A 24,594-nucleotide genomic window follows, 5' to 3' on the forward strand; every position below is an offset into this window, starting at 1 on the left:
TTCCAAACGCGGTAACTGAGGGAATGGCAGTGCCGGGGGCCTGTGCTATTTCCCCCCCCCCCCCCCCCGCCCACCCCCCCCCCCCCCCCCCCCCCCCCCCCCCCGAGCGGGTGAGCCGGAGCCGGGCAAGCGAGCGGAACCCTCAGGCTTCGCCGAACTTGCTCGCCAAGTACCCCTTCACCACCGACTTCGCCTCCGTCACGATCCGCTCGTCCCCTCGCGGGTCACGGCGGAAAGCCAGCTTCAGCAGAGCGTCGGCCGTCTCGTTCGCGATCGTCAGCGCGAACCGGATGTCGTCCGGCGCCGACTGGATCCGCGCGGAAAGCACGTCGGTCAGCGCGTCGACGATGACGGCGTTGTTGTCACGGGTCCCGTCCAAGAGCTGCCGGTCGACGACGTCACCGAAGTGGACCTTCGAGAAGCCGGGGACCTCGCGGTGCATGGCGAGGTAGATGTCGAGGATCGAGTCCACGACGTCCCACCAGTGTTCGGGCGCGAGCTCGTTCAGCGTTTGCGACACCGAGGCGATGAACCGTTCGAGGTTCCGCTGCGTCAGCGCCTGCACCACGGCCCGCTTGTCGGGGAAGAACTGGTACAGCGAACCGACGGCCACCCCGGCGCGCTTCGCGATCAGTGTGGTCGTCAGTGCGTCGTAACCGAGTTCGTCGATCAGCTGGGCGCTGGCGTCGAGCATCTGCTCCACCCGCTTGGCGCTGCGCTGCTGGACGGGCTGCCGCCGGAGCGGAGTGGTCTCCGCTTGCGGTTTCGCGGCTTGGATGTCGGACACTCTGGCTCCTCCTTCGCTGATCTGCGACTTTATCGTGCCGACAGGGTTCCCCCCGGTCGAGTGAAGGCATAGTATCTGAGAACTTTTCATGTTCGGCGAGTCTGAAGAGGAAAGGTGTGCCACCGGTGGAAAATCCGACCTTCCCGTCCGAATTCCTGTGGGGTGTTTCGACCTCCGCCTTCCAGATCGAGGGGGCGACCGGGGAAGGCGGCCGCGGACAGTCCATTTGGGACACTTTCACCGAGACGGAGGGAAAGATCGCGCGGGCTGAGCACGCCAAGGTAGCGGCCGATCACTTCCACCGCTACTCCGAGGACATCGCGCTGATGGCCGAACTCGGCGTCGGCGCCTACCGCATGTCCTTCGCCTGGCCGAGGATCCAGCCTGGCGGTGAAGGCAAGCCCAATGCCGAAGGCCTTGCCTTCTACGACGAACTCATCGACGAGGTCTGTGCCGCCGGCATCGCGCCGACGGGAACGCTCTTCCATTGGGATCTCCCGCAGGCGCTCGAGGACAAGGGTGGCTGGCTCTCCCGTGATACCGCCGAACGCTTCGGGGAGTACGCCGCCATCCTGGGCGAGCGGTTCTCCGATCGGGTGAAAATGTGGATCCCGCTCAACGAGCCCATGGTCATGTCGATCTTCGGCTACGCGATCGGCGAATACGCGCCCGGCAAGACACTCCTGCTCGGCGCCTTGCCCACCGCGCACTACCAGAATCTCGCGCACGGTCTGGCCGTCCAGGCGCTCCGCGCCGCCGGTGCCCGAAGTGTCGGCACGGCCAACAACCATTCGCCGATCTGGCCCGCCTCCGATTCACCGGAGGACAAGGCCGCGGGCGAATGGATCGACGCCCTCATCAATCGCACTTACGCGGATCCGGTGCTGCTGGGCCGTTATCCCGAACAAGTCGTCGAACATCTCCCGGCGGCTTTCGCCGACGATCTGCCCACCATCGCGCAGCCGCTCGACTTCTACGGCGTGAACTACTACGAGCCGCAGGGCGTCGCCGCGCCGGGCGAAGGCAACCCGCTGCCCTTCGAGCTTCGCGCGATCGAGGGATATCCCCTGACCACCAACGATTCCCCGATCGTCCCGCACGGCCTGCACGAACTGCTCGTCGGCTTCCACGAGCGCTACCGGGAGCACCTCCCGCCCGTCTACATCACCGAGAACGGGTGCAGTTTCGACGACGTCGTCACCGAAGACGGGCACGTCCACGACCAGGAGCGCATCGACTTCCTCGACAGCCACCTGGTCGCGGTGCGCGAGGCGATGGACGCCGGAGTCGACGTCCGCGGGTATTTCGTCTGGTCGCTGATGGACAACTTCGAATGGTCGAAGGGCTACCGGCCGCGGTTCGGCCTGGTGCACATCGACTACGAGACGCTGAAGCGGACACCCAAGGATTCCTTCGGCTGGTACCGGAAACTGATCCGCCATGAGTGAGGTCCGGGAACTGCCCGAGGCGCTCGCGGAGCCGGTGGCCAGGGTCCGCGCGGGCTGGATGAGCCTGCTGTTCTTCGCGAACATCGCGCTCTGGCTCGGCGTCTACGCGCCCATCCAGGTTCTCCTGCCGAAACAGGCCGAACTGCTGGACGCGGCCAACAAGGAAGCGGTGTTCAGCCTGGTCACCGGCATCGGCGCGGTCGTCGCACTGATCGCCAACCCGGCCATCGGCCTCCTCTCGGACCGCACCTGCTCCGCCCGCGGCCGCCGTCATCCGTGGACGGCGGCCGGTGCGGCGGTCGCCGCGGCCGGGCTGCTCGTCCTCGCGTTCGCGCCGAACGTCGCGGTCATGGTGCTCGGCTGGTGCCTGGTCCAGGCGGGACTGAACGGAATGCTCGCGATGCTGGTCTCGGCCATCGCGGACCGGGTGCCCGTTCCGCAACGCGCGCAGGTCGGCGGGCTGGTCGGCATCGCCCAGATGCTCGGGACCGTGCTCGGCGCGGTGGTGGTCGTGGTGATGCTCGACCTCGCCGGTCTCCCGCTGGGTTACGCGGTGTGCGCGGCCATCGTGCTGGCGGGCGCGGCGGCCTTCGTCCTGCGCACGCCGGACGCTCGGCTGCCTGCCGCGTACCGGCCGTCCGTCCGGACCAGGGACGTCCTGGCGAACTTGTGGATTTCTCCCCGCAAGCATCCCGACTTCGCCTGGGCGTGGGGCTGTCACTTCATGATCAACCTCGGCAACGCCTTCGGGACGCTGTACCTGCTGTTCTTCCTGAAAGACGCGGTGCACTACGAAGATCCGGACACCGGACTGCTGATCATGATGGGCCTCTACGGCGCCGCCCTCATCGTGGGCGCGCTCATCGCCGGGCACTTCTCCGACAAGTCGGGACGGCGCAAGCCTTACGTCTTCGCCGCGTCCGCGGTGATGGCCGTCGCCGCGCTGTTGCTGGTCGTCTGGCAGAACTGGACGGCCGCGCTCGCGGCGTCACCGTTGCTGGGCATCGGTTTCGGCGCGTACATGGCCGTCGCGCTGGCGATGCTCACACAGGTGCTGCCCACCGCGCAGGACCGGGCGAAGGATCTCGGGGTCATCAACATCGCGAACTCGCTGCCCCAGGTGGTGGCGCCGATGCTGACGGCGCCGATCTTGGCTTACCTGGGCGGATATCCGAGCCTCTTCGCGGCTTCGGCGCTGTCCACCGTCATCGCCGCGGTGCTGGTCACGCGGGTGAGAAGCGTCAGCTAGAACATTGGAGACCGCGGACCGGTGCCGGTCGGGGGAGGGGAGTGCAACGGCACCGGCCCGCGGGGTTCGGGGGATGGCAACGCGGAACCGAAGGAATCTCGCGTTGCGTTTGTGATCATCAACCTAGCGACCGATTACTGGCTCCGCTAGGTGTTCTGCCGATAATCTTCGATTAATCGCGGTGGGGACCGGAGTGATCACCGAGAGCGGCTCGTCGCGTTCGGGGGTACGCGCGAACCGCCGCCGGCGAAGGCGAGATCGTGGCGTGGTTGCCGAGGGGGCGCTCGGACCGCCGTTCACTCGCCGGCTTTTCAGATGTGCACGCCGCCGATGGCGGGACGACGCGGGTTGACCAGCGCGTGCCTGCCGGTGGTTTCGGCCGGACTCACCCTGGTCTGCCCGGGGACGCGGCGGCGGGCTTCGCGCCGGTGGTCCTGGGAGGCCGCGGTGTGCTGGGGGGCGAGACCGCCGGCGACCAGGTGTTCGTGCGCGACCTGCCAAACCGAGCAGGGGGCCTTGCACCGGTGCCAGCGGGTCGAGCAGGTGGGGCAATCCCCGCGCTCGTCGGGCTCGTGCGCCTGGAGCATCGCGCGCCAGCCTTCGGTCAGGCGGGGGAGCTCCGAGCGGGCGACCGAGACGAGCGACTGCGCGTCGGCCCGGTTCGCGAGATCGGAGAGCATGTCGAGGCGTTCCCAAACCGCGTTGCGGAGGACTTGCCCTAGGACCTGATCCACGGAGAACTCACCGTTACCTTTCCGCCATCTTGGCGGCTTCGTTGAGCGCTGCCCTGAGCTGGCCGAGCTGACCGGAGGTCAGGCGCGCGGTCTCTCCTGGCGGCGAGACGAGAACCACCTGGTTGTCTTCGACGAACACGGTGACGGCGCGTTCGCGGCTGATGAGATCGCCGCACTGCACCCGCCAGACCAGCTGTCCGCCTTCATAACGGCGCACACTCGCGGTACGGGGGTCGACCGGGGCGGAAGGGGAGACCGGCCGGTTGACCCCGGGGGCGACCGCGACCGGCTGCTGACCGGCGGGGCCGGCCGCCCGCAGGTGGCGCGTGGCCATACCGGGCCGTCCCGCGGTGATGGAGCCTGTTGCGATCGAGTCCACGAACTCCACTGGCTCTTCTCCGCTCTCTCGTTCCACGTCGTCTTCGTTCCGCGTGTCCGTACCCGTGAGGGGTTCGGAGATTTGGTAGCTCTCTGTGATCGCTGCCGGTGGCTGGTCGGTCACGGAGATCTGACAACTACAGTGATGTGAAACCGAGTGCGATAGAAGGTCGAACCGTCGTCATAGCGGTGACCGGACGAGGTTTCACGGTAAGCGGTCAAAGGACTTCTGCCGGGCCGATCACCACGGGCAATCCGGTGTTTCGCACGGTTGAATAGGTGTGCTTACGCTGTTTCTCGACCCCAACGGAACTGTGAGGGGGCGCAATGGACGCCAGTATCGGTGGCGGCGCTGTCGCCGGCTCGGACGCTGTAGGCGCTGTAGGCGGTTCGGGTCGGCAGAGTCACCCCGTGCCGCCGGATGCCTGGGAGCAGCCGGAGATGCGAGCCGCGCTGGCCACACGGGAGATCTCGTCGGTGTACCGGCTGTTGCGCAAGCACGGTGTTTCGCAGCGTCAGATCGCCGCGATGACCGGCCAGTCGCAGTCCGAGGTGTCCGAGATCCTCAAGGGTCGCCAGGTGATGGCGTACGACGTGCTCACCCGCATCGCTGACGGCCTTGGTGTCCCCAGGGGATACATGGGTCTCGCCTACGACGAGGCGACAGCGATAAAGGTCGTCGGCGCTGCCGACGGCCAGCAGGCGGAGGAGGACGAGTCCGTGAAGCGACGGAGGTTCCTCGCGCACGCCGCCCAGGTCACGATGGGTGCGGCGGTGTTCGGCCCGGAATCGGGTACGTGGTCGGCGGGACCGGCGAAGACGCCCGCCCCCGGGCGGATCGGCATGACCGACGTCCGTCAGGTGGAAGCCGCGACCAGGGCCCTCCGCTCCCTCGACTACCAGTACGGCGGCGGTTTCTGCCGCGACGCCGTCGTCGCCCAGCTGTCCTGGGGACAGCAGATGCTCGAATCCATCGGCACCGAGCCGGTCAAGAACCGGCTGTACGTCGCGCTCGCCGACCTGCACAGCCTGGCGGGCTGGACCTCCTTCGACACCGGCCTCATGGATTCCGCGCGCGGACATTTCGCGAACGCGCTGGACCTGGCCAAACAGGGTGACAGTCACCCGCTGGTGGCCAATGTGCTGTACCGGATGGGCCGGGTCTACCTGCACAACGACGCTCCCAACGACGCGTTGAAACTGTTCCAGCTCGGCCAGATCGCCGCCCAGGAATCGGGCTCCGAGCTGGCGGTCGCCGTGCTCTGCGCCAACGAGGCCTGGGCCTACGCGATGATGGGCAACGAGGAGCAGGCCACGAAGCTGCTCGGCCGGAGCAAGGACGAGTTCGCCCGCGCCGAGCTGGCCGAGGCCGAGTCCTGGGTCAAGTTCTTCACCGAGACCGACGTCTACGCCATGATCGGCACCGTGCACACCGTGCTCGCCGAGAAGAACGCCGAGCACACCAAGTACGCGATCCCCGCGCTGACCAAGGCCGTCGAGTCCTACACCGACGACATGGCCCGCAGCAAGACGTTCATGCTCAGCGCCTTGGCCACGAACCACTTGCTCGAAGGCGATCTCGACCACGGTGCCAAGGTGGGTTCGAAGGCCATCGACTGTGCCGAGGGGATCAAATCGGAGCGGGTGAAGGACCGGATGCGACCCCTCCAGGTCGAGGCGGAACGCCGCCGGAACAACGCCGACGCCCGTGACCTCGCCGACCGCCTCAACTCGTTCTACGCCGCCTGAGCCGACCGGTCCGGGCGGCCGGTTCACGCCCGACATCCTGCGCGACGCCCTCGAGCGGACGTGCGATCTGCTGGGCGTGGACGCCGAAGGCGCCCGACTGCTGAGGTTCACCAACAACGCCGTCTACGAGCTGGCGAGCGCGCCGTTCGTCGTCCGGATCGTCGGCTCCACCCGGCTGCGGCACCGCGTCGGCACGGTCGTGCGGGTCGCCCGGCACTTCGAACGGCACGACGTGCCCGCCATCCGCCTGGTTTCCGGCCTCGACCAGCCGTTGCCGGTCGGCGAGCAGCTTGTGACGGTCTGGTGGAAGGTGACGCCGAGCGGCCGGAGGGCGAAGTCGGCGGACCTCGCCGCGCTGCTGCGCCGCGTCCACGTGCTCGAGCCACCAGAGGGTCTCGCCGCATGGGCGCCGTTCGCCGCGATCCGCGCCCGGGTTTCGGACGCGGAGGAGCTGAGCGAGGGCGACCGGCGGTTCCTGCTGGAACGCTGCGCCGAGGTCGAAGCCGCCCTCGCGACGCTCGACTTCCCCCTGCCCCAGGGCCTCGTCCACGGGGACGCGCACACCGGGAATGTGATCCACGGGCCGGACGGACCGGTGCTGTGCGATTTCGATTCGTCCTGTGTCGGGCCGCCGGAATGGGATCTGACGCCGCTCGCCGTCGGCCGTGAACGGTTCGGTGATCCACCGGCCCGCTATCGCGTGTTCGCCCAGCGGTACGGATTCGACGTGACCACGTGGTCGGGGTTCTCGGTACTGCGCGCGATCCGTGAACTGAAGCTCACCACGAGCGTGCTCCCGATTCTCCGCAGTCATCCCAGCGTGCGGGATGAGCTGCGGAAACGGTTGAACGATCTCCGGAACGGACGTACCGGCGCACGCTGGAACCGTTATCGGTGAATCACCCGGGAAAGGCATCTGCACGTGCATTCGCCGACGGCGAATGACCGTTCACCGCTTGCTCGAATTTGCCCATCAAGCGGTGATGAATTCGCCCGGACTAATCACTTCTCCCGGCCCAATGCTCCCCCAAATGTGCAACTTGCAGCTACGCTGTGTCATTCACTGCGCTGGGTTCGCCTGACCGCTGGGTACCGATCGGTGCCTTCGGGGTCACAGCTGTTCCAGACGCGTACGCAGAGCGTCAACCTCCGGACGGCCGAGGCCGATGAAATCGGCAAAGCCTGGTCGTAGCGGCCTCGGGCCTGGTCCCGATCGCCGTCCAAGGTGGCGGCCCCACGCGGTGGCCGGCGCCGTCTTCCCGATCCCGCCCTGACCGCTGATCAGGTGCACCGCCGGCTCGGTGTCTGGTGAGCCGGACCGCCGATCGCCGGCGCGGTACCTGTGGCGTGCCGACTTCACTTTCACCCGGCAACGGGCCGCCCATCTACCTTTCCCTCTTCGGGTCGATCCCAGCGATCGCGTGGAGCATTCCGGTGCACGTCCGGAGAGGACAGTGAAAACGGCCGAACGCGGCCGGATGGAGCAAGCGCCGGACCTGATCGGGAGCTTGGGCCGGTGCCGTGGATCGGCGCCAGTAGATTGGGGCCGTTATGGGGTTCAAGACTTCTATCGGGTGAAAGAAGGATCTTCATGGAGACGGCAGGCAAGACCCGCTGGCAAGAAGGACTGCCGAATGAGCTGGACCATTGGAGGATCTGGCTTTCGGGCGGACCCGAAGCCTTCGCCGGCGGAGGCTTCAACGACTACGAGTGGCGGACGAGACCGGACTCGGATCTGCGGAACCAACCGCATCTGACGCGGAACCTCGAACCGTTCGCGCCGGAGGGAACGACGGTTCGCATCCTCGACGTCGGTGCCGGCCCGCTGACCTGCGTCGGCAAGAAATGGCCCGGCCGCACGGTGGAGATCACCCCGGTCGACCCGCTCGCCGACAAGTACAACGCCCTCCTCGCCGAACTCGAGCTGACTCCCCTGGTGGCCACTCAGGACGCCGAGGTGGAAAAGCTCTCCGAGGTGTTCCCGGTGGACCACTTCGACCTGGTGTACTGCCAGAACGCGCTGGACCACGTGTACGACCCGGTGCTCGGCGCGCGGCAGATGCTCGAGGTCGTCAAACCGGGCCACGCCGTCGTGCTGATGCTCAACGTGAACGAGGGCGAACGCGAGAACTACTACGGGCTGCACCAGTGGAACTTCTGCCGTGAAGGCGACGACCTCGTCGTCTGGAATCACGACGGCAGGGTGAGCCTCGGCGAAGAGCTGTCCGGGATCGCCGACATTCGCTTCGAACCCGAGTCCACCGAGACACTGATGATCGTCTCGCTGGCCAAGAAAGCCTGATCCGGCTCAGGTCGTCGGGACGACCGGGGCTCGCGTGAGGACGACGGCGAAGCCGAACGCGAGCCCCATCACGGTCAGTTCCAGCGTCGCCCACGCGGCCAGCGCCGTGCGGTTGTGCCGCACGATCCGCGGCATCAGCTTCCAGCGCGTGTAGGCGCCGAGACCCGCGATCACGCCGGTGCACAACAGTTTGAGCAGCACCAGCTGCCCGTACGGCGTGGTGAAGACGCCTTCCCAGAAGCCGAGCGACGGGTTGAGCGAGATCTCGATCAGCCCGTTGAACAGCCCGGTCGCCGCACCGAGGAGCAGGCAAAGGGTCGCCAGTTTGGAGAACCGCGGCAGCGCGTGCGCCAGCAGTGTCCGGTTCCCGATGAGCAGCACCGTCATCGCGCCGAGCCCGCCGGTCCAGGCGACGGCGCTCATCACGTGCAGTTCCATCGAGATCATCGTGTAGTCGTGGTAGTTCCAGTTCGACGCGTGCCCGGTGACCGGCAGCGGCAGCAGCGCGAACAGGCCCAGTCCGACACGGACCTCCGCGGGCACCTTTTCGCCGTGTTTCAGCGCGAGGACGCCGAGTCCCGCGTGCAGCAGGGCCAGCACCGCGACGATCAGCAGCGCCTTCCCGGCGCCGACGTCGGCGATGTAGCTGCCGACGTCCGACATCGACAGCGTGCTCGAACCCGGCCGGTATTCGGCGGTCTGCAGGATCAGCGCGACGAGCGCGGTGGTCGCCCAGACCAGCGCGGCCGCGACGCTCGCGGGCCGCGCGATCCGCATGATCGGCTCGGACAGCTTCGGCCGGTCGTAGCCGACCAGTACCGAAAGCAGCGCCAGCCCGATCGTGGCGACGGCCGAGATGTCCAGCAGTACCCGCACGATCGGGATGGAGACCGAGACCACCTCGCTGACCTGCGCGACCCCGGGAACCGGGGCCGTCGCCGTCAGCGCGACGCCGATCAGGGCGCCGACGATGCCCGCCGTCACCAGGCAGAACAGGACGGCGACGCGGGTGCGCGAGGTGGTCTCGGCCTGTGTCATGAGCCGCTCTTCTCCTTGTCACCCGCGCCGGTGCGCAGCGCGACGGTCAGTCCGACGGCGAGCAGCACGACGGCGCCCGCGATCCACACCCAGATCGGCACACCGGACGAACCTTCGCCACCGGTCGCGGGGGTCGTCTCGGCCTGTCCCGCGTTGCTGCGCGCGGCGTCGGCGCTCGCCGGTGTCCCGGTGCCCGCGGCGGTGAGGGTGAACGGCACCTCGCCGGTCACGGCGTGCCCGTCCGCGGACAGGATCCGGTAGCCGATCTTGTACTCGCCCGCCGGGCCGAGTGGCCGCAGCGGCACGGTCACGACGCTGTCGCGGACCTCGACCTGGCCTTCGGCCCACTGGCCGCCGCCCGGTCCGATGACCGCGATCTGGTTGACGTTCGCGTTCTGGACGTACTGGTCGAACGTGAGCGTGACCTTCGCGGGCCCGGCGGCGAGCGAAGCGCCCTTCGCCGGGTCCGAGGAGATCAGGACGTTGTGCGCCAGCGCCGGGGTGGCGGTGGCGAGCCACGCCACCCCGGTGATCGCCAGCGCGACGATCGCTTTACGCATTTACTCGGTTCCCTCGGTGTTGCTCTTGGTGGCGGTCGCGGTGGCGCGGCGGGCGCGCAGGGTGGCACCGGCGCCGACGCCGAGGCCGAGCGCGCCGACGACCAGTCCGGCGCCACCGAGCCAGCGGGCGGTGTTGTCGGACGACGAGGACGAAGCGTGGGATTCCTCGGAGGCCTTCGCGTCGGAGCCGTGGCCACCGCCGTGCCCGTCACCGCTCTTCTCGGCGAGCTTCACGGTCGGCGCGGGGTGCTCCGGCTCTTCCCCGGAGGCCGGGGTCGGCTGGTCCCACTTGACGACCTTGCCGTTCTCGTACGTCTGCGTCGCCGGGAACTCCAGCGCGTCGACGGTGGCGGGGAACTGGCCCGCGCTGATCTGGAACTCCTGGAACTCGGTCGAACCGGCGGCGATCTTGGTGCCGGGTTCGGCGGTCCACGAGACCAAGGTGACGGCTTCGGTGATCTGGGTGCCGGAGGCGGTGGTCACCGGGGCGGGCAGCTTCGACTTGACGACCTCGGCCTTCCAACCGGGGATCGGCTTGGTGCGCACGGAGCTGAGCGCGTACTCGGGTTTGAGGGCGACCTCGACCTTGACGGTGCCGGCGTCCTTCTCCTCGTTGGGGACGCGGAAGAAGATCGACCCGTAACCGCCCTTTTCGGGCTGGGGGCCGTAGACGTCGGCGGTGACGTGGGCCGAGGCGATCCCTGCCGAGAGCAGACCGGCGGCACCGACGGCGGCGGCCAGGAAACCGGCTCGCTTGAAGACGTGCTTGGACACGAAGAACTCCTGAACGTGATCGAGACGGCGGGTACGGGGACCTCGCCGATTACGGGGGACGAGCTGGGTTCAGGAGAACAGCGGCGGGCCGCGCCTGCCGTGGACCCGGCGGAGGTCCACGCCGACGAGATGACCGGGACCCGCCGGACGGGTGAGCACCGAAGGTGTCACGGCGGCGGGCACCGGGAGCGCGTTGAGGATGAACGGGACCAGCGCGCGCAGGCAGGCGAGGACGCCGAGCAGCAGTCCGTCGGCCTTGGCCAGCAGCAACGCGGTGACCAGCGTGGCGACGACGTGCGCGACGGTCATCGCGAGCCCACCCGAAAGGGGTGCGGGTTCGCCGTGCGGCTCGTGGCTGCTCAGCGAGCTGAGCACGAGATGCATCACGACCTGACCGGCGCCGAGATCGACGATGGTGGCCAGCGGTCCGCGTGCCTTCGCGGCGAGCGCGGCGGCGTTCCAGCCGATCAGCGCGGTGAGCAGCAACGTCATCGCCGTATCGGGCAGGTCACCGTCCCCGATCAGGTGAGCGGTCACGGCCAGCGCCGCGGAACTCACCCCGAGCAGGCCACCACGCACGGCGCGCAACGCGCTTCGGTGATGGCGGCCCTTACTCACGGGTGAAGAGTATTCGACGTACTGCCGCGTGGTCGATCTCCTCCCGGCTGATGAGCAGTGGCAAAGACACCGCCGGGGCGGCGCGTGCGTTTGCCCATTTAGGCCGAATGGGGAAGGTTTAAGGGATAAAGGGCGGTAAACCGGGGTTTGACCGCGCGTGTTCTGGGTAGTCAGGCTCCCGATACGGCTACTCCGAATGGGTGACGAGTCTCACCCAGAGGCGGCGGGAGAACCAGCACGCGATGAATCTCTTCGAGTACATCTCGGATCGGTGGGACAGACTCGCCCTCCAGGGGCTCCTCCACGTCAGCGCGGTCGTGCAGTGCACGATCATCGCCGCCGTGCTCGGCGTGGTGATCGGTGTCGCCGTCTACCGCAGCCCGATCGGGTCGGCCGTGGCCACGGCGCTGGCGAGCACGATCCTCACCGTCCCCTCCTTCGCCCTCCTCGGGCTTCTCATCCCCGTGTTCGGACTCGGTGTGAACACCACCGTCATCGCTCTCGTGCTGTACGCGCTGCTGCCGATCGTGCGGAACACGATCGTCGGGCTGGGCGGCGTCGATCCAGCGGTCAGCGACGCCGCGCGCGGTATCGGAATGAGCCGGTTCGGCGTGCTGACCAGGGTGGAACTGCGGCTCGCCTGGCCGGCCATCCTCACCGGGATGCGGGTCGCGACGCAGATGCTCATGGGCATCGCGGTCATCGCGGCCTACGCGAAGGGCCCGGGTCTCGGCTCCGAGGTCTTCTCCGGCCTCACCAACGCGGGGAGCACGAACTCCCTCAACCAGGCACTGACCGGGACGCTCGGTGTGGTCGTCCTCGCACTGGTCCTCGACGCCGTTTACGTCCTGATCAACCGTTTGACCGTCTCTAGGGGTGTCCGTGGCTGAGTCTCCTGAAACCGTATCCGGCGTCGAAATCGAGCTGGAGAACGTGACGAAGCGCTACCCCGGCACCCGTGAACCCGCGGTCGACGACTTCTCGATGGTGGTGCCCGCGGGCAAGATCGTGGTCTTCGTCGGCCCGTCCGGCTGCGGCAAGACCACGACCATGCGGATGATCAACCGGCTGATCGAGCCGACGTCGGGCCGTATCACCATCGGCGGCGACGACGCGTTGAAGCTCGATGTCGACACCCTGCGCCGTCGCATCGGCTACGCGATCCAGCAGGCCGGGCTCTTCCCGCACTTCACCGTCGCGCAGAACATCGCGGTGGTGCCCGGGCTGCTCGGCTGGGACAAGAAGAAGGTCAACGACCGGGTCGAGGAGATGATGGACCTCGTCGGACTGGACCCGGCCGATTTCCGCGACCGGTTCCCGCGTCAGCTGTCCGGTGGGCAGCAGCAGCGCGTCGGCGTCGCGCGGGCACTCGCGGCGGACCCGCCGGTGCTGCTGATGGACGAACCGTTCGGCGCGGTCGACCCGATCACCCGCGGCAACCTGCAGGACGAACTGCTGCGGCTCCAGACCGAACTGAAGAAGACGATCGTCTTCGTCACCCACGACTTCGACGAGGCCGTGAAGCTCGGCGACAAGATCGCGGTGCTCGGCGACCAGTCGAAGATCCTCCAGTACGACACTCCGGACGCGATCCTCGCGAACCCGGCCGACGACACGGTCGCCGGTTTCGTCGGCGCCGGTGCCTCGCTGAAGCAGCTGACGCTGCTGCGGGTGCGTGACGTCGAGCTGAAGCAGGACGCGCTGACGGCGACGGTGAGCGAATCGCCGTCGGACGTCCGCGAGAAGCTGACCCGGCAGCGCAAGCATTTCGTGCTGGTGCTCGACCAGCGCCGTCGTCCCATGCGGTGGGTGCACGTCCGCGAGCTGACCGCGGCGACGTCGCTGGCCACCGCGGGCAAACCGCTGCGCGATTCGGTCAGCCTCCAGTCGACACTGCAGGACGCGCTCGAAGCCATGCTCGCCGAGGGCGGCAGCGTCCCGGTGACCGGCGCCCGCGGTGAGTACGCCGGGACGATCGAGCTCGACACCGTCATCGCGACGATCCAGCAGCTGCGCGAAGAGCACTCCGACGACAGCCCGGCGGAAGGTGTGACCGCATGACGGCCGTCGACACCGGTTTCTCCACCGAGTCCTCGTCGAGAAGCGCCGAACGGGTCCGGCTGTTCGCCCAGCCCGCCGTGGTGCTGCTGATCGTCGCCGGGGTGCTGATCTGGGTGTTCACCGGCGACCTCACCGCGACGGAGAAGGCGACCCTCAACGCCGCCGGGCTGCTGACCGCGCTGCGCGACCACCTGGCGATGACCGTCGTGGTCACCGCGATCGTGGTCGCCGTGGCGGTGCCGCTCGGCGTGCTCGCGACGCGGCCATGGGCGAAATGGGCGGCTCCGATCTTCCTGGCCGTCGCGAACATCGGCCAGGCCGCTCCCGCGCTCGGTGTGCTGGTGCTGTGGTTCATCGTCACCGGCGCGACCGGCGGGCTGTGGGTCGCGGCGCTGCCGCTGGCGTTCTACTCGCTGCTTCCGGTGCTGCGGAACACGATGGTCGGCCTGCAACAGATCGACCCCGCCCTGGTCGACGCCGGCCGCGGCATCGGCATGTCGGCCGCCGGCGTGCTGTGGCGGGTCGAGTTCCCGCTGGCCGTCCCGCTGGTACTGGCCGGTCTGCGGACCTCGCTGGTACTGGCCGTCGGCACGGCGACCTTCGGCATGTTCGTGAACGCCGGCGGTTTCGGCCTGCTCATCGACACCGGCTACAAGCTCAACCTGACGAAGGTGCTGATCACCGGCTCGGTGCTCGCCGTCGCGCTGGCGCTGCTGGTGGACTGGCTCGGCGCGGTGGCGGAACAGTTCTTCGGACCGAAGGGACTGCGCTGACATGCGACGGCTGAAAGCACTGTTCGGCGCGGTCCTGTTGTGCGGCACGCTTTCCGCGTGCGGGCTCGAGGTCAACACCGCGCTGCCGTACAAGATCGAACCCGGTTCGATCCAGCCCATCGAGTCGCTCAAGGGGGTCGAGGTGACGGTGGGGTCCAAGGACTTCACCGAGAACATCATCCTGGGCTACATGGCCGAGATGGCGCTTTCCGCGGCGGGCGCGGACGTCATCGACCTGACCGACATCAAGGGCTCGAACTCGTCGCGGCAGGCGTTGCTCACCGGCCAGACCGACGTCGCGTGGGAGTACACCGGCACCGGCTGGATCAACTACCAGGGCAACGAACTCCCGGTCCCCGGCGGAGAACAGGCGCAGTACGAAGCCACGAAGGCGGCCGACGAGGCGAAGTTCGGCATCTCCTGGCTGAACTATTCGCCGCTGAACGACCAGTACGGTTTCGCGGTCACCGAAACCTACGGGGCGGCGAACAACCTGAAGACGACGTCGGATCTGGCGGCGTTCCTCAAGCAGAAGCCCGACCAGAACGTCTTCTGCCTGGAGACCGAATTCACCAGCCGCCAGGACGGATTCCCCGCCGCCGTGCGCGCGTACGGGTTCCAGAACCCGGTGATCAAGAACTTCGGCATCGGCACGATCTACTCGGCCGTCGCGAGCGGGACCTGCCCGATCGGCGAGATCTTCACCACCGACGGCCGGATCGCCGGGCTGAACTTGCGCGTTCTCGAAGACGACAAGAAGGCGTTCCCGCAGTACAACGCCGTGGCGACGCTGCGGACCGAGTTCCTCGACAAGTACCCGGAGATCCGCGGACCGCTGGAAGCCGTCAGCGCCGCCATCGACAACAAGCAGATGATCGAGCTGTGCAAACAGGTCGATGTCGACGGCCGTGACCAGGGCGAAGTCGCCTACGAGTGGATGAAGAAAAAGGGCTTCATCGGTTGAATCTGTCGAGCGCAGTGTTCGTTTAATCGAGCGCTGACGCAAACGTGCCGAAGGGGCGCCGTTCCGCTTCCACCTCGCGGTGGGCGTGGAGGCGCCCCTTCATCACGTTTGCGTGGGCCTTCGGCCCGAAAGAGGGCGCTCGACGGTGAAGTCTCCGTCGGGCGCGGAGCGTCCTTTGGGAGACCTCTCGGCTGACTTCGGCCGCCGTCCCTGTCCGCTTCGAAGCCCCCCGCGCGCGCTATGAACGGTCCGTTACTTGCAAATTTCGCAAGGAACGGACCGTTCCTTGCGTTTGAGGGGCTCCGAAGCGGCTTCAGATGCCCAGGCGGTGGAGGAGCTTTCCCTCCAGCTGGTCCAGCTCCCCGGCCACGGCCCGGTGCGCCGCCTTCCGCCGCGCGGCGGGCATCCGCTCCGAAGCGCGAACGGTCGCCGAAAGCTGCTCCAGCGTCCCCTGAGTGTCCTTCGCGAAGGCCGCGTCGGCGTCTGTCGCCTTCGCGGACCTCTTCAGCTCCGCGAGGCCCTGCGTCAGCCCCGCGATCCGCGCGTGCAGCGCGGCACCGCGCCCGCTGTACTCGCCGAGCTGGTCGACGGCCACACCGAGCTTCTTCGCTTGATAACGGTCGTACAGCTCCCGTGCGGCACCCGCCGCTCGAACGGCGTACGGCGCGATCACCGGCAGTACGGCCGGACCGAGCACTTTGGCCACCGCGACGGCGTTCTTCGTCTTCTTCGGGGTGAACCTGCCTTCGCCCTCGATGGCTTTGGCCTTGCGCGCCATGGCACCTCCCACGCTGTGTCACAGACGAACTTACTGGTCCCCGAAGTGGCGGGCATGTCGGCTTGCCGGTCGCCTTCTAGAGTGTTGTCTGTGAGTAACGAGGTGCTACTGGACGCGGGAGCGGTGAGCCGCTGCCGGCGTCGCGTGCACCTCGAACACGATCCGGCGATGCGCGAGGTCCCGCTCGCCCCGCCCGACCCCGCCGCGCAGCAGCGGATCGCCGACGCGTCGGCGCATCGCGAGGCGATCGCGCGGCGGCTCATGGACGCGACGGGACCTGACGCGAGCTGGGTAAAGATCCCTCGCGACCTCCCGGCTGCCGAGCGCGTTCAGCTCACCGAAGAGGCCTTCGCCGCCGAAGCACGCTACGTCTGGGGCGCGTTGCTCCCGGTGGATCGCGCCGGTCACCGGCGTGGCGGCTCCGAACTCCTCGTCCACACCGGTGCCGGCTACGTGCCGGTGCTGGTCGTGCGGCACCGCATCACCGATCGCGGCACGGGCGCGCCGACCACGGTGATGACCGACCTCGACCCGGCGCACCGGTTGCCCGATCCGGCGCGCAAGGTCCGCTCGCAGCCGCGGGATCAGATGCGGCTCGCGCACCTCTATCGGATGCTCGAAGCGCTCGGGAAGCACGAAGGACACCGTGCGATCGGCGGCGTCATCGGGCTCGACGCGGACGTCGTCGTCTGGCACGACCTGGCCGCCGGCACCTGGCCGGGCGGCCGGAGCGCGCTGACGGAGTATCAGAGCCGCTTCGCCGACAGGCTCGCCATCGCGAGCGCGGCCGCCGAAGGTGAAGAGCCGCTCGCCGAACCGTCCCGCGTCCTCGAATGCCGACGCTGCCCCTGGTGGCCGACCTGCGAGGTCGTGCTCACCGAAACCCGCGACGTCAGCCTCGTCGTCCGCGGCGAGGACGCGATGGAACTCCGCCGCGCCGGCGTGTCCACAGTGGACAAGCTAGCCGCGCTCGATCCGGCCGACGAACCTCCGCCGATGAACTGGACCGGCGGCACCTTCGCCGACGCGATCATCCTCGCGCGCGCCTGGCTCGCCGAGCTCACGATGGTGCGCAAGGTCGACCGCGTCGAGGTCCCGCGCGGCGACGTCGAGGTCGACGTCGACATGGAGAGTTTCGGCGATTCCGGCGCGTACCTGTGGGGTTCGCTGCTGACCGGCGCCGACATCGGGATGGCGCGGGGTTACCGGGCGTTCGCGACGTGGGAGCCGCTGCCGACCGCGGACGAGGCGCGGTCGTTCGCGGAGTTCTGGGCCTGGTTCACCGAAGTCCGCGAGCGCACCCTCGCCGCGGGACTGACGTTCCGCGCCTACTGCTACAACGCGCTCGCCGAGAACCGCTGGCTCTTCGGTTCCGCCGACCGGTTCCGCGACCACCCCGGCGTTCCCAAGAAGGCCGAAATAGCGTCCTTTGTGGACTCCGAGGAGTGGGTCGACCTCTTCCGCAGCGTCACCGACCAGTTCCTGTGCTCGCAGGGCAAGGGGCTCAAGGTGATCGCGCCGGTCGCCGGATTCGCCTGGCGCGATCCGGAAGCGGGCGGCGAGGCGTCGATGAGGTGGTACCGCGACGCCGTCGGCATGGACGGTGGAATCCCGGACGCCGTCCAGCGGGAGCGCCTGCTGCGCTACAACGAGGACGACGTCCTGGCGACGCACGCGCTGCGGAACTGGATGACCGACCACGCGCAGACGTCCGTGCCGTACATGAACGACCTCTGATCTCCGGCCGCCGAAACCGTTCGCACGTGCGAGGTCACCACGGCCTGGACGTCCGCTTGACTAGCCCCTGACGCGCTATGAACGGTCCGTTACTGGCAAATTTCGCAAGGAACGGACCGTTCCTCTCACGTGGGGGAGGCTCAGCGAGGCGCCATGCGCAGCGAGCCGTCCATGCGGATGACCTCGCCGTTCAGGTAGTCGTGGTCGATCAGCGACAGCGCGAGCTGCGCGTACTCGTCCGGCCGCGCGAGCCGCTTCGGGAACGGGATGCCTTCGGCCAGCGAAGCGCGGAACTCCTCGCTCACCGTCGCCAGCATCGGGGTGTCGACGATGCCCGGCGCGATGGTCAGCACCCGGATCCCGTGCGAGGCGAGGTCGCGCGCGGCGGGCAGGGTCATCCCGACGATGCCGCCCTTGGACGACGAGTACGCGACCTGCCCGATTTGGCCGTCGAAAGCGGCGATCGACGCGGTGTTGATGATGACGCCGCGCGCGTTGTCGGCCAACGGCTCGGTCTTGGCGATGGCTTCGGCGGCCAGCGTCAGCACGTTGAAGGAGCCGATCAGGTTGATCTGGACGACCTTCGCGTACAGGGCGAGGTCGTGCGGGCCCTTCTTCGAAAGGATCCGCGCGGACGGCCCGATCCCGGCGCAGTTCACCACGGTCCGCAGCGGTACCCCGGCTTCGGCGGCGGTCGCGACGGCGGTCCGTACCTGCTCCGGGTCGGTCACGTCGGCCTCGACGTAGGTGATGCCCTCGACCTGCTCGGCGTTGGCGATGGCGCCGGCGAGGTCCAGCGCGAAGACCCGCGCGCCCTTCGCGGCGAGCGCCTTCGCGGTCGCACCGCCGAGCCCGGACGCGCCACCCGTGACCAGCGCCGCGGTATCGGTGATCTGCATGTTCTCCCTTTCGTCGACAACCGCGTCCAGGTTAACGCTCGTTCGCATATCGGGGGCGCGTGTGTTGGCTCACGTCGATGCGAAGCATGTCGCGCGGAGTATTCGGGCCTGAAGCGTTCCGTTCGCTTACAGGTCAACTCCGGCTGTCACCTTCAGCAGCATGAGCACTGCTCGGATCGTGGTGGTGGGGACCGGTTACGTCGGATTGACCACGGGAGCCTGCCTGGCAGGCCTGGGGCATCGAGTCACTTGTGTCGATGTCGACCAGGCCAAGGTCGCAAGGCTCTCCGCCGGACGGGTGGACATCCTGGAGCCGGGATTGTCCGAGCTGGTGTCGAGGGGACTGACCAGCGGAAGACTCGAGTTCGTGGTCGGCGCCCGCGAGGCAGTCCGGGACGCGGAGGCCGTTTTCCTTTGTGTGCCGACACCGATGGGCGCGGGCGGTTCGGCGGATCTGCGGGCCGTCGAGGCCGTGACCACCGAGATCGGCGACGTCATCCCTTCGGGTTGTGCGCTGATCACCAAATCGACCGTCCCGGTGGGAACTTCGAAGCGCATCCAGGCGATGCTCGGCCGCACGGACGTACCGGTCGTGTCGAATCCGGAGTTCCTGCGTGAGGGCACCGCGGTGGAGGACTTCCTCGGCCCCGACCGGATCGTCGTCGGTTCGGACGACGTCGCGGCCGCCCGCTGGGTCGGCGATCTCTACGCCGATCTCGCCGCCCCGGTCGTCGTCGCCGACGCGGCCAGCGCGGAACTGGTGAAGTACGCGGCGAACTGCTTCCTCGCGATGAAACTGTCCTATGTGAACTCGATCGCCGAACTGTGCGAACGCCTCGGCGCGGACATCGACCTGGTCACCGAAGGCATGGGCTACGACCGGCGCATCGGCCGCTCGTTCCTCAAACCCGGCCCCGGCTGGGGCGGCTCGTGCCTGCCGAAGGACACCAGCGCGCTGGTCCGGGTCGCCGAGTCGGTGCAGTACGACTTCACCCTGCTCACCTCGGCGATCGAGGAGAACATCGCGCAGCGGGACCGGATCGTCGCGAAGATCGCCGGCGCCGTCGGCGGCACACTGGCCGGTTCGCGGATCGGCGTCCTCGGGCTGGCCTTCAAAGCCGGGACGAACGACCTGCGCGACTCGCCCGCCCTCGCGGTCGCTTCCGTACTGGGCGCGCTCGGCGCGGAACTGACCGCCTACGACCCCGCCGTCGGCGGCCAGATCGACGGCATGACCGTGGTCGACGACCCGTACCAGGTCGCGAAGGCGGCCGACGCCGTCGTCGTGCTGACGGAATGGGACGAGTTCAAGCGGCTCGACTGGACCTACATGGCCGAGCAGATGGACGGCGACGCGGTCGTCGACACGCGCAATCTCCTGGACCCGCAACGGATCCTGGACGTGGGGCTGTCGTGGCAGGGCGTCGGACGGCCGCGGGCGGCGCTGCGGCGGAAGGTCGCCGTCTCCTGACCACCTGCCTCCCGCGAGTGTCGGGAAAGGGTCGTTCAGGACGAAGAATGTCCTGAACGACCCTTTCCTGACACCAGGGACACGAGCTTCGTCAACCCGTCCACGACCTCCTCGGCCGACGGTGCGTTCTCCGGGTCGAGCATGTGCTGGAGCAGCACGCCCGAGTTCAGGGCCGTGGCCACCGCGCCGATCCGCCGCTCGTCCGCCTCGGTGAGGGTGTCCTCGTCGATCCCGAGAATGCCGGCCGCCATCCCCCGGCGGCCCTCGCGTTGCGCGGCGGCGAGCTGTTTCCGCAGCTCAGGATGATGTTCGGACTGTACGAACGCCTCGACCGAGGCAATCCACAGCTTCCGGTTGCGCCCGTAGGAGTCGATCATCGCGTGCCAGGACGCCCGGTACTGCTCGTCCGCTGAGGCGTGGGGATCGACGGCGCTCATCATCTCCTGCTGGACTTCCCGGCCCCATTCGTCCATCGCCTGGGAGAACGCCGTCAGCAGCAGGGCTTCGCGCGATCCGAAGTGGTACCCGATCGCCGCGTGGCTGACCCCGGCCGCCGTCGCGATGTCCCGCACCGTGGTGCGTGACCAGCCGTTTTCCTTCAAGCACTGGATGGCGCCCGCCATCAGGTCCTCGCGATTGCCCATGCCCGGGATCCTAGACCACGCGGTTTATCCACATGGTTTAACCAGATGGATTGACCAAGCGTGCAAATCTGCCGTACGGTCGGTCTCATCACATCGAAATCCCCGAGGAGCAACCATGACGACCACCGTTTTGATCTCCGGCGCCGGTATCGCGGGCCCGGCCCTCGCCTTCTGGCTGCGGAAGCGCGGTTTCGCGCCGACTGTGGTCGAGCGCGCCCCGGCCCTGCGCGAAGGCGGGAGTGCGGTCGATTTCCGCGGCGAGCAGATGACCCTGCTCAAGCGCATGGGAATTCTCGAGGACATCCGCGCGAAGGAGACGGCGATGGGCGCGCAGGTCATCGTCGACACGCGAGGCAAGAAGGTCGCCCAGATGCCGTCGGTCTTCTTCAGCGGCGAAGTCGAGATCGAGCGTGGAGACCTGACACGCATCCTCTACGACCACACGAGAGACGACGTCGAGTACGTCTTCGGCGACTGGATCACCGGCCTGGACGAGCTTTCGGACGGTGTCACTGTCACCTTCGCGCACGGTGAAGCGCGCGAATTCGACCTCGTCGTCGGCGCGGACGGCCTGCACTCCGGAGTGCGGCGGCTGGTCTTCGGCGAGGAGGAGCGGTTCCGTGCCGACCTCGGCCTTCACACCGCGGGCTTCACCGCGCCCAACCACCTCGACCTCGACCACCTCGGCCAGATCTGCAGCGTCCCCGGCCGGACGGTGATGGTCGCCGGCGGCCGCGATCGCTCGGCGCTCAACGTCAGCTTCGTCTTCACGTCCGGGCCGTTGGAAGTCGACCGTCGCGATGTCGAGGCGCAGAAGAAGGCCCTCGCCGAGCGCTACGCCGACTTCGGCTGGGAAGTTCCAGCGCTGCTAGAAGGCCTCAGCGACGCAGACACGCTGTACTTCGATTCGCTCAGCCAGATCCACCTCGACAAGTGGTCCCAGGGTCGGGTCGTGCTGCTCGGCGACGCCGCCTGGTGCGCGGGTCCGGGCGGTTCGGGTACCGGGCTCGCGATGCTGGGCGCGTACGTCCTGGCGGGTGAAATCGCCGCCGCTCACGGCGATCACGAAGTCGCTTTCACCCGCTACGAAGAGAAGCTGCGTGGTCCGGTGAAGGTTTCGCAGAAGCAGGCGGCCGGGATCGGCACGTTCATCGCGCCGAAGACCCGGTTCATGGTCGGCTACCGGAACTTCCTGTACCGGGTGCTGGGTTCGCGGCCGATGACGGGAGTGTTCACGTGGCTGACTTCGCGCACCGCCAATGCCGCGACGCTGGAAAACTATGACACTCCGGTCGCCGCGCAGGGATAGCTTCGGTGGGTGAGGGATGAGAAGGAGTTCCGGAAGGTCTGTTACGAGGCTGCCCGGCGAACACGTGGCCGGATCATCCGGTTCCTGTCGTACCAGGAGCCGGGGAACTTCGATCAGGCGGAGATCGCCTATTCGCACCGGACCGCCGCGGTGTTGTGGGCGCAAGAGTGGGATGGCCGAAGGTGCGAGATCTTCGGAATCGCCGAAGCGCCCGTCAACTACGGATCGATCACCTTTGTCGACGAGCCAGGACTGCTGGCCGTTCTGAGAGAATTACTTCCCGGGCACCGGTTGTACACGCGGGCAGAGCTTGAAGCGCCAATCGACCTCACAGCGCCGCCATGGGTGAACGATCGCGAAGTCAGGTACTGGCGACCCGAGAACCTCGGCGAAGTCCTCTTCAACTTTTGGGACTGAACAAGTAGTTAGCAAAGCGTAGTATTGGCTCCGTGTTCACGACCAGGCCGGAACTGGCCGGCACCCACGGCATGGTGGCATCGACGCACTGGCTGGCTTCGGCCACCGGTATGGCGGTGCTCGAAAACGGCGGCAACGCCTTCGACGCCGCGGTGGCGGCCGGGTTCGTCCTGCAAGTCGCCGAGCCGCATCTGTGCGGCCCGGCGGGGCAGGTCCCCGGCATCTTCGTCACCGCCGCGGATCGAACGCCGCGCGTCCTCGCAGGTCAGGGCGTTTCACCCGCGGCTGCGACGCCTGGGTACTTCGCAGATCTCGGACTCGACCTGATCCCCGGCAGCGGTCTGCTTCCCGCGACCGTGCCGGGGGCGTGGGACGGCTGGCTGCTGCTCCTGCGGGATTACGGCACGAAGTCGTTGCGCGACGTGCTCGGCTACGCGATCTCGTACGCGCGCAACGGGATTCCGCTGGTCAGCCGGGTCGGTGACACGATCCGCGCGGTCCAGGACCTGTTCGCCGAGCATTGGCCGACGTCGGCGGCGCTCTGGCTGCCGGACGGTGAACCCGCCGAGGGGTTGCATCGCAATCCGGCGCTCGCGGACACGTGGGAGCGGCTGGTCGCCGAGGCCGAGTCGGTCAGCGGACGCGAGGCGCAGATCGACGCCGGTCGCCGTGCGTGGTCGCAGGGCTTCGTCGCCGAGGCCATCGATGCGTTCAGCCGCAAGGCGTTCCGCGACGACTCCGGCCGCGATCACGCCGGTCTGCTCACCGGTGAAGACATCGCGGGCTGGGAAGCGACGTACGAGGACGCGTTGCAGGTCGACTTCGGCGACTGGGGCCTGGTGAAGATGGGCGCCTGGACGCAAGGTCCGGCGTTGCTGCAGCAGGCGCGACTGCTGGACGGCTTGCGCGACAACCTGTCCTATGTGGACGGAGTGCCGACGGAACGCACCGTGCACTTGGCCGTCGAGGCGGCGAAGCTGGCGTTCGCCGACCGCGAGGCTTGGTACGGGGATTCCCCCGACGTGCCGATCGAGTTGCTGATCTCCCGTGAGTACGCGGAAACCCGCCGGGCGTTGATCACCGAAGAAGCGTCCGCCGAACTCCGGCCCGGTGGTCCCTCGCCGAGGCTGCCCGCGATTCTGGACAAGCTGCGCGGACTGGAATCCGGCTCCGGTGCGACAGGGGAGCCGACGGTCGGACCGCTGGGTGAGACCCGGGGTGACACCGTGCACATCGACGTCGTCGACGCGGCCGGGAACATGATCTCGGTGACGCCGTCGGGTGGCTGGCTGCAGTCGAGCCCGACGATTCCGGAACTCGGGTTCTGTCTCGACTCTCGCGGGCAGATGTTCTGGCTGGAACAAGGCCTGCCGAACTCGCTGGCGCCGCGGAAGCGGCCGCGGATCACGCTTTCGCCGTCGATGGGGCTGCGCGATGGCGAGCCGGTGCTGGCGTTCGGGACCCCCGGCGGCGACCAGCAGGACCAGTGGCAGCTGTGTTTCTGGCTGGCGCACACGTTCGGCGGGCTGAACCTGCAGGAGTCGATCGACTCGCCCGCGTGGCATACGACCGCGTTCCCGAGTTCGTTCTATCCGCGCTCGTGGACGCCGCGAGAACTCGTGGTCGAATCACGGCTCGGCCAGTCCACAATGGACGCCCTGGCCGCGCGTGGACACGTCGTCGTCGACGCCGGACCTTGGGCGCTCGGACGGCTTTCGGCCGTCTCGCGCTCCGGTGGTCTCTTGCGGGCCGCCGCGAACGCGCGCGGAATGCAGGGCTACGCCGCCGGCCGCTGATGCTCACTTTGCCGTGAAGGCCTCCTTACCTTTCAAGGTAGGGAAGGAGGCCTTCACTACGTGGGCCCCGGCCCTAGGTTGTCCACAACGTCTTCCACCTGTGGACAA

Annotated in this window: 24 protein-coding genes; 14 read left to right on the top strand and 10 right to left on the bottom strand. The window is 68.0% G+C overall.

The features are described 5' to 3' along the window. Positions 1–142: 142 nt before the first annotated feature. A complete protein-coding gene (locus tag ACZ6DT_RS03685) occupies positions 143–787 on the bottom strand; it encodes a TetR family transcriptional regulator (protein ID WP_465588065.1) in 645 nt (214 codons plus the stop codon). Between the two features lie 125 nt (positions 788–912). Here ACZ6DT_RS03685 and ACZ6DT_RS03690 point away from each other — a divergent pair, with 125 nt between their 5' ends. Together ACZ6DT_RS03690 and ACZ6DT_RS03695 are read left to right on the top strand one after the other, a co-directional pair. Further along, a complete protein-coding gene (locus ACZ6DT_RS03690; protein ID WP_465588068.1) occupies positions 913–2,235 on the top strand; it encodes a GH1 family beta-glucosidase in 1,323 nt (440 codons plus the stop codon). Next, entirely contained in the window at positions 2,228–3,484 is a 1,257-nt protein-coding gene (locus tag ACZ6DT_RS03695; protein ID WP_465588071.1) for an MFS transporter, read from the top strand. Before ACZ6DT_RS03690 ends, ACZ6DT_RS03695 begins: the two co-directional genes overlap by 8 nt. A gap of 311 nt (positions 3,485–3,795) precedes the next feature. On the opposite strand, the gene ACZ6DT_RS03700 is transcribed toward ACZ6DT_RS03695, so the two are convergent. Together ACZ6DT_RS03700 and ACZ6DT_RS03705 are read right to left on the bottom strand one after the other, a co-directional pair. Beyond that, positions 3,796–4,218 (bottom strand): hypothetical protein, encoded by a 423-nt coding sequence (locus ACZ6DT_RS03700; RefSeq protein ID WP_465588074.1) that lies wholly within the window; start codon positions 4,216–4,218, stop codon positions 3,796–3,798. Positions 4,219–4,231: 13 nt separating this feature from the next. After that, complete coding sequence (locus ACZ6DT_RS03705; protein ID WP_465588077.1) at positions 4,232–4,606, bottom strand: hypothetical protein; 375 nt, start codon at positions 4,604–4,606, stop codon at positions 4,232–4,234. Between the two features lie 317 nt (positions 4,607–4,923). Between ACZ6DT_RS03705 and ACZ6DT_RS03710 the strand changes: the two genes are divergently transcribed. The 3 genes from ACZ6DT_RS03710 (at position 4,924) to ACZ6DT_RS03720 (ending at position 8,647) form a co-directional block, all read left to right on the top strand. After that, entirely contained in the window at positions 4,924–6,345 is a 1,422-nt protein-coding gene (locus tag ACZ6DT_RS03710; protein ID WP_465588080.1) for a helix-turn-helix domain-containing protein, read from the top strand. Further along, the gene (locus ACZ6DT_RS03715; RefSeq protein WP_465588083.1) at positions 6,305–7,243 is read left to right on the top strand and encodes a phosphotransferase; all 939 of its coding nucleotides are present in this window, start codon (positions 6,305–6,307) and stop codon (positions 7,241–7,243) included. Before ACZ6DT_RS03710 ends, ACZ6DT_RS03715 begins: the two co-directional genes overlap by 41 nt. Before the next feature lie 693 nt (positions 7,244–7,936). Then, positions 7,937–8,647, top strand: a complete 711-nt coding sequence (locus ACZ6DT_RS03720; RefSeq protein ID WP_465588086.1) for a class I SAM-dependent methyltransferase — start codon at positions 7,937–7,939, stop codon at positions 8,645–8,647. Positions 8,648–8,653: 6 nt separating this feature from the next. Here the strand turns inward: ACZ6DT_RS03720 and ACZ6DT_RS03725 are convergent, their stop codons facing one another. From ACZ6DT_RS03725 to ACZ6DT_RS03740, 4 genes are all read right to left on the bottom strand, one after another. Then, complete coding sequence (locus tag ACZ6DT_RS03725; RefSeq protein ID WP_465588089.1) at positions 8,654–9,685, bottom strand: copper resistance D family protein; 1,032 nt, start codon at positions 9,683–9,685, stop codon at positions 8,654–8,656. Next, the gene (locus tag ACZ6DT_RS03730) at positions 9,682–10,245 is read right to left on the bottom strand and encodes a copper resistance CopC family protein (protein ID WP_465588091.1); all 564 of its coding nucleotides are present in this window, start codon (positions 10,243–10,245) and stop codon (positions 9,682–9,684) included. The genes ACZ6DT_RS03725 and ACZ6DT_RS03730 overlap by 4 nt, the downstream gene beginning before the upstream one ends. Next, the gene (locus tag ACZ6DT_RS03735; protein ID WP_465588094.1) at positions 10,246–11,019 is read right to left on the bottom strand and encodes a YcnI family copper-binding membrane protein; all 774 of its coding nucleotides are present in this window, start codon (positions 11,017–11,019) and stop codon (positions 10,246–10,248) included. A 69-nt stretch (positions 11,020–11,088) separates the two neighbouring features. After that, positions 11,089–11,577, bottom strand: coding sequence for a hypothetical protein (locus tag ACZ6DT_RS03740; RefSeq protein ID WP_465588826.1), 489 nt, complete (start codon positions 11,575–11,577; stop codon positions 11,089–11,091). 302 nt (positions 11,578–11,879) lie between these two features. Here ACZ6DT_RS03740 and ACZ6DT_RS03745 point away from each other — a divergent pair, with 302 nt between their 5' ends. Genes ACZ6DT_RS03745 through ACZ6DT_RS03760 form a run of 4 tightly spaced genes read left to right on the top strand, consistent with a single transcriptional unit; the run spans position 11,880 to position 15,435 of the window. Next, positions 11,880–12,527 carry an ABC transporter permease gene (locus ACZ6DT_RS03745; RefSeq protein ID WP_037308875.1) on the top strand — a complete coding sequence of 216 codons (648 nt, stop codon included), beginning with the start codon at positions 11,880–11,882 and terminating at the stop codon, positions 12,525–12,527. Then, complete coding sequence (locus tag ACZ6DT_RS03750) at positions 12,514–13,698, top strand: ABC transporter ATP-binding protein (RefSeq protein WP_465588096.1); 1,185 nt, start codon at positions 12,514–12,516, stop codon at positions 13,696–13,698. Before ACZ6DT_RS03745 ends, ACZ6DT_RS03750 begins: the two co-directional genes overlap by 14 nt. Beyond that, positions 13,695–14,471: an ABC transporter permease gene (locus ACZ6DT_RS03755; protein ID WP_465588098.1), complete on the top strand. Its 777-nt coding sequence runs from the start codon at positions 13,695–13,697 to the stop codon at positions 14,469–14,471. Before ACZ6DT_RS03750 ends, ACZ6DT_RS03755 begins: the two co-directional genes overlap by 4 nt. A 1-nt stretch (position 14,472) precedes the next feature. Continuing rightward, positions 14,473–15,435, top strand: a complete 963-nt coding sequence (locus ACZ6DT_RS03760) for a glycine betaine ABC transporter substrate-binding protein (RefSeq protein ID WP_465588101.1) — start codon at positions 14,473–14,475, stop codon at positions 15,433–15,435. Positions 15,436–15,748: 313 nt separating this feature from the next. Here ACZ6DT_RS03760 and ACZ6DT_RS03765 read toward each other — a convergent pair whose 3' ends face one another. Further along, the gene (locus ACZ6DT_RS03765) at positions 15,749–16,213 is read right to left on the bottom strand and encodes a DUF6474 family protein (RefSeq protein ID WP_465588104.1); all 465 of its coding nucleotides are present in this window, start codon (positions 16,211–16,213) and stop codon (positions 15,749–15,751) included. 90 nt (positions 16,214–16,303) lie between these two features. Here ACZ6DT_RS03765 and ACZ6DT_RS03770 point away from each other — a divergent pair, with 90 nt between their 5' ends. Next, positions 16,304–17,950, top strand: coding sequence for a TM0106 family RecB-like putative nuclease (locus ACZ6DT_RS03770; RefSeq protein WP_465588107.1), 1,647 nt, complete (start codon positions 16,304–16,306; stop codon positions 17,948–17,950). A gap of 140 nt (positions 17,951–18,090) precedes the next feature. On the opposite strand, the gene ACZ6DT_RS03775 is transcribed toward ACZ6DT_RS03770, so the two are convergent. Continuing rightward, on the bottom strand, positions 18,091–18,849 hold the full coding sequence (locus ACZ6DT_RS03775) for an SDR family NAD(P)-dependent oxidoreductase (protein ID WP_465588109.1): 759 nt from the start codon (positions 18,847–18,849) through the stop codon (positions 18,091–18,093). 160 nt (positions 18,850–19,009) lie between these two features. On the opposite strand from ACZ6DT_RS03775, the gene ACZ6DT_RS03780 reads away from it, so the two are divergent. Continuing rightward, positions 19,010–20,320, top strand: a complete 1,311-nt coding sequence (locus tag ACZ6DT_RS03780; RefSeq protein WP_465588111.1) for a UDP-glucose dehydrogenase family protein — start codon at positions 19,010–19,012, stop codon at positions 20,318–20,320. 35 nt (positions 20,321–20,355) lie between these two features. Here ACZ6DT_RS03780 and ACZ6DT_RS03785 read toward each other — a convergent pair whose 3' ends face one another. Beyond that, on the bottom strand, positions 20,356–20,964 hold the full coding sequence (locus tag ACZ6DT_RS03785) for a TetR/AcrR family transcriptional regulator (protein ID WP_465588114.1): 609 nt from the start codon (positions 20,962–20,964) through the stop codon (positions 20,356–20,358). A 115-nt stretch (positions 20,965–21,079) separates the two neighbouring features. Between ACZ6DT_RS03785 and ACZ6DT_RS03790 the strand changes: the two genes are divergently transcribed. The 3 genes from ACZ6DT_RS03790 to ACZ6DT_RS03800 are packed head-to-tail and all read left to right on the top strand — an operon-like array spanning position 21,080 to position 24,486. Beyond that, on the top strand, positions 21,080–22,273 hold the full coding sequence (locus ACZ6DT_RS03790; RefSeq protein ID WP_465588116.1) for an FAD-dependent monooxygenase: 1,194 nt from the start codon (positions 21,080–21,082) through the stop codon (positions 22,271–22,273). Between the two features lie 9 nt (positions 22,274–22,282). Beyond that, positions 22,283–22,690 (top strand): hypothetical protein, encoded by a 408-nt coding sequence (locus tag ACZ6DT_RS03795; RefSeq protein WP_465588119.1) that lies wholly within the window; start codon positions 22,283–22,285, stop codon positions 22,688–22,690. Positions 22,691–22,722: 32 nt separating this feature from the next. Next, on the top strand, positions 22,723–24,486 hold the full coding sequence (locus ACZ6DT_RS03800) for a gamma-glutamyltransferase family protein (protein WP_465588121.1): 1,764 nt from the start codon (positions 22,723–22,725) through the stop codon (positions 24,484–24,486). Positions 24,487–24,594: the final 108 nt, after the last annotated feature.

Source organism: Amycolatopsis sp. NPDC041971 (genome assembly GCF_055588925.1).

What these genes read in the sequence shown, in the direction of transcription:
- ACZ6DT_RS03695 (WP_465588071.1), top strand. Translation starts at nt 2,228, where the DNA reads ATGAGTGAGGTCCGGGAACTGCCCGAGGCGCTCGCGGAGCCGGTGGCC.
- ACZ6DT_RS03710 (WP_465588080.1), top strand. Translation starts at nt 4,924, where the DNA reads ATGGACGCCAGTATCGGTGGCGGCGCTGTCGCCGGCTCGGACGCTGTA.
- ACZ6DT_RS03720 (WP_465588086.1), top strand. Translation starts at nt 7,937, where the DNA reads ATGGAGACGGCAGGCAAGACCCGCTGGCAAGAAGGACTGCCGAATGAG.
- ACZ6DT_RS03725 (WP_465588089.1), bottom strand. Translation starts at nt 9,685, where the DNA reads ATGACACAGGCCGAGACCACCTCGCGCACCCGCGTCGCCGTCCTGTTC.
- ACZ6DT_RS03730 (WP_465588091.1), bottom strand. Translation starts at nt 10,245, where the DNA reads ATGCGTAAAGCGATCGTCGCGCTGGCGATCACCGGGGTGGCGTGGCTC.
- ACZ6DT_RS03745 (WP_037308875.1), top strand. Translation starts at nt 11,880, where the DNA reads ATGAATCTCTTCGAGTACATCTCGGATCGGTGGGACAGACTCGCCCTC.
- ACZ6DT_RS03755 (WP_465588098.1), top strand. Translation starts at nt 13,695, where the DNA reads ATGACGGCCGTCGACACCGGTTTCTCCACCGAGTCCTCGTCGAGAAGC.
- ACZ6DT_RS03760 (WP_465588101.1), top strand. Translation starts at nt 14,473, where the DNA reads ATGCGACGGCTGAAAGCACTGTTCGGCGCGGTCCTGTTGTGCGGCACG.
- ACZ6DT_RS03765 (WP_465588104.1), bottom strand. Translation starts at nt 16,213, where the DNA reads ATGGCGCGCAAGGCCAAAGCCATCGAGGGCGAAGGCAGGTTCACCCCG.
- ACZ6DT_RS03775 (WP_465588109.1), bottom strand. Translation starts at nt 18,849, where the DNA reads ATGCAGATCACCGATACCGCGGCGCTGGTCACGGGTGGCGCGTCCGGG.
- ACZ6DT_RS03780 (WP_465588111.1), top strand. Translation starts at nt 19,010, where the DNA reads ATGAGCACTGCTCGGATCGTGGTGGTGGGGACCGGTTACGTCGGATTG.
- ACZ6DT_RS03785 (WP_465588114.1), bottom strand. Translation starts at nt 20,964, where the DNA reads ATGGGCAATCGCGAGGACCTGATGGCGGGCGCCATCCAGTGCTTGAAG.
- ACZ6DT_RS03790 (WP_465588116.1), top strand. Translation starts at nt 21,080, where the DNA reads ATGACGACCACCGTTTTGATCTCCGGCGCCGGTATCGCGGGCCCGGCC.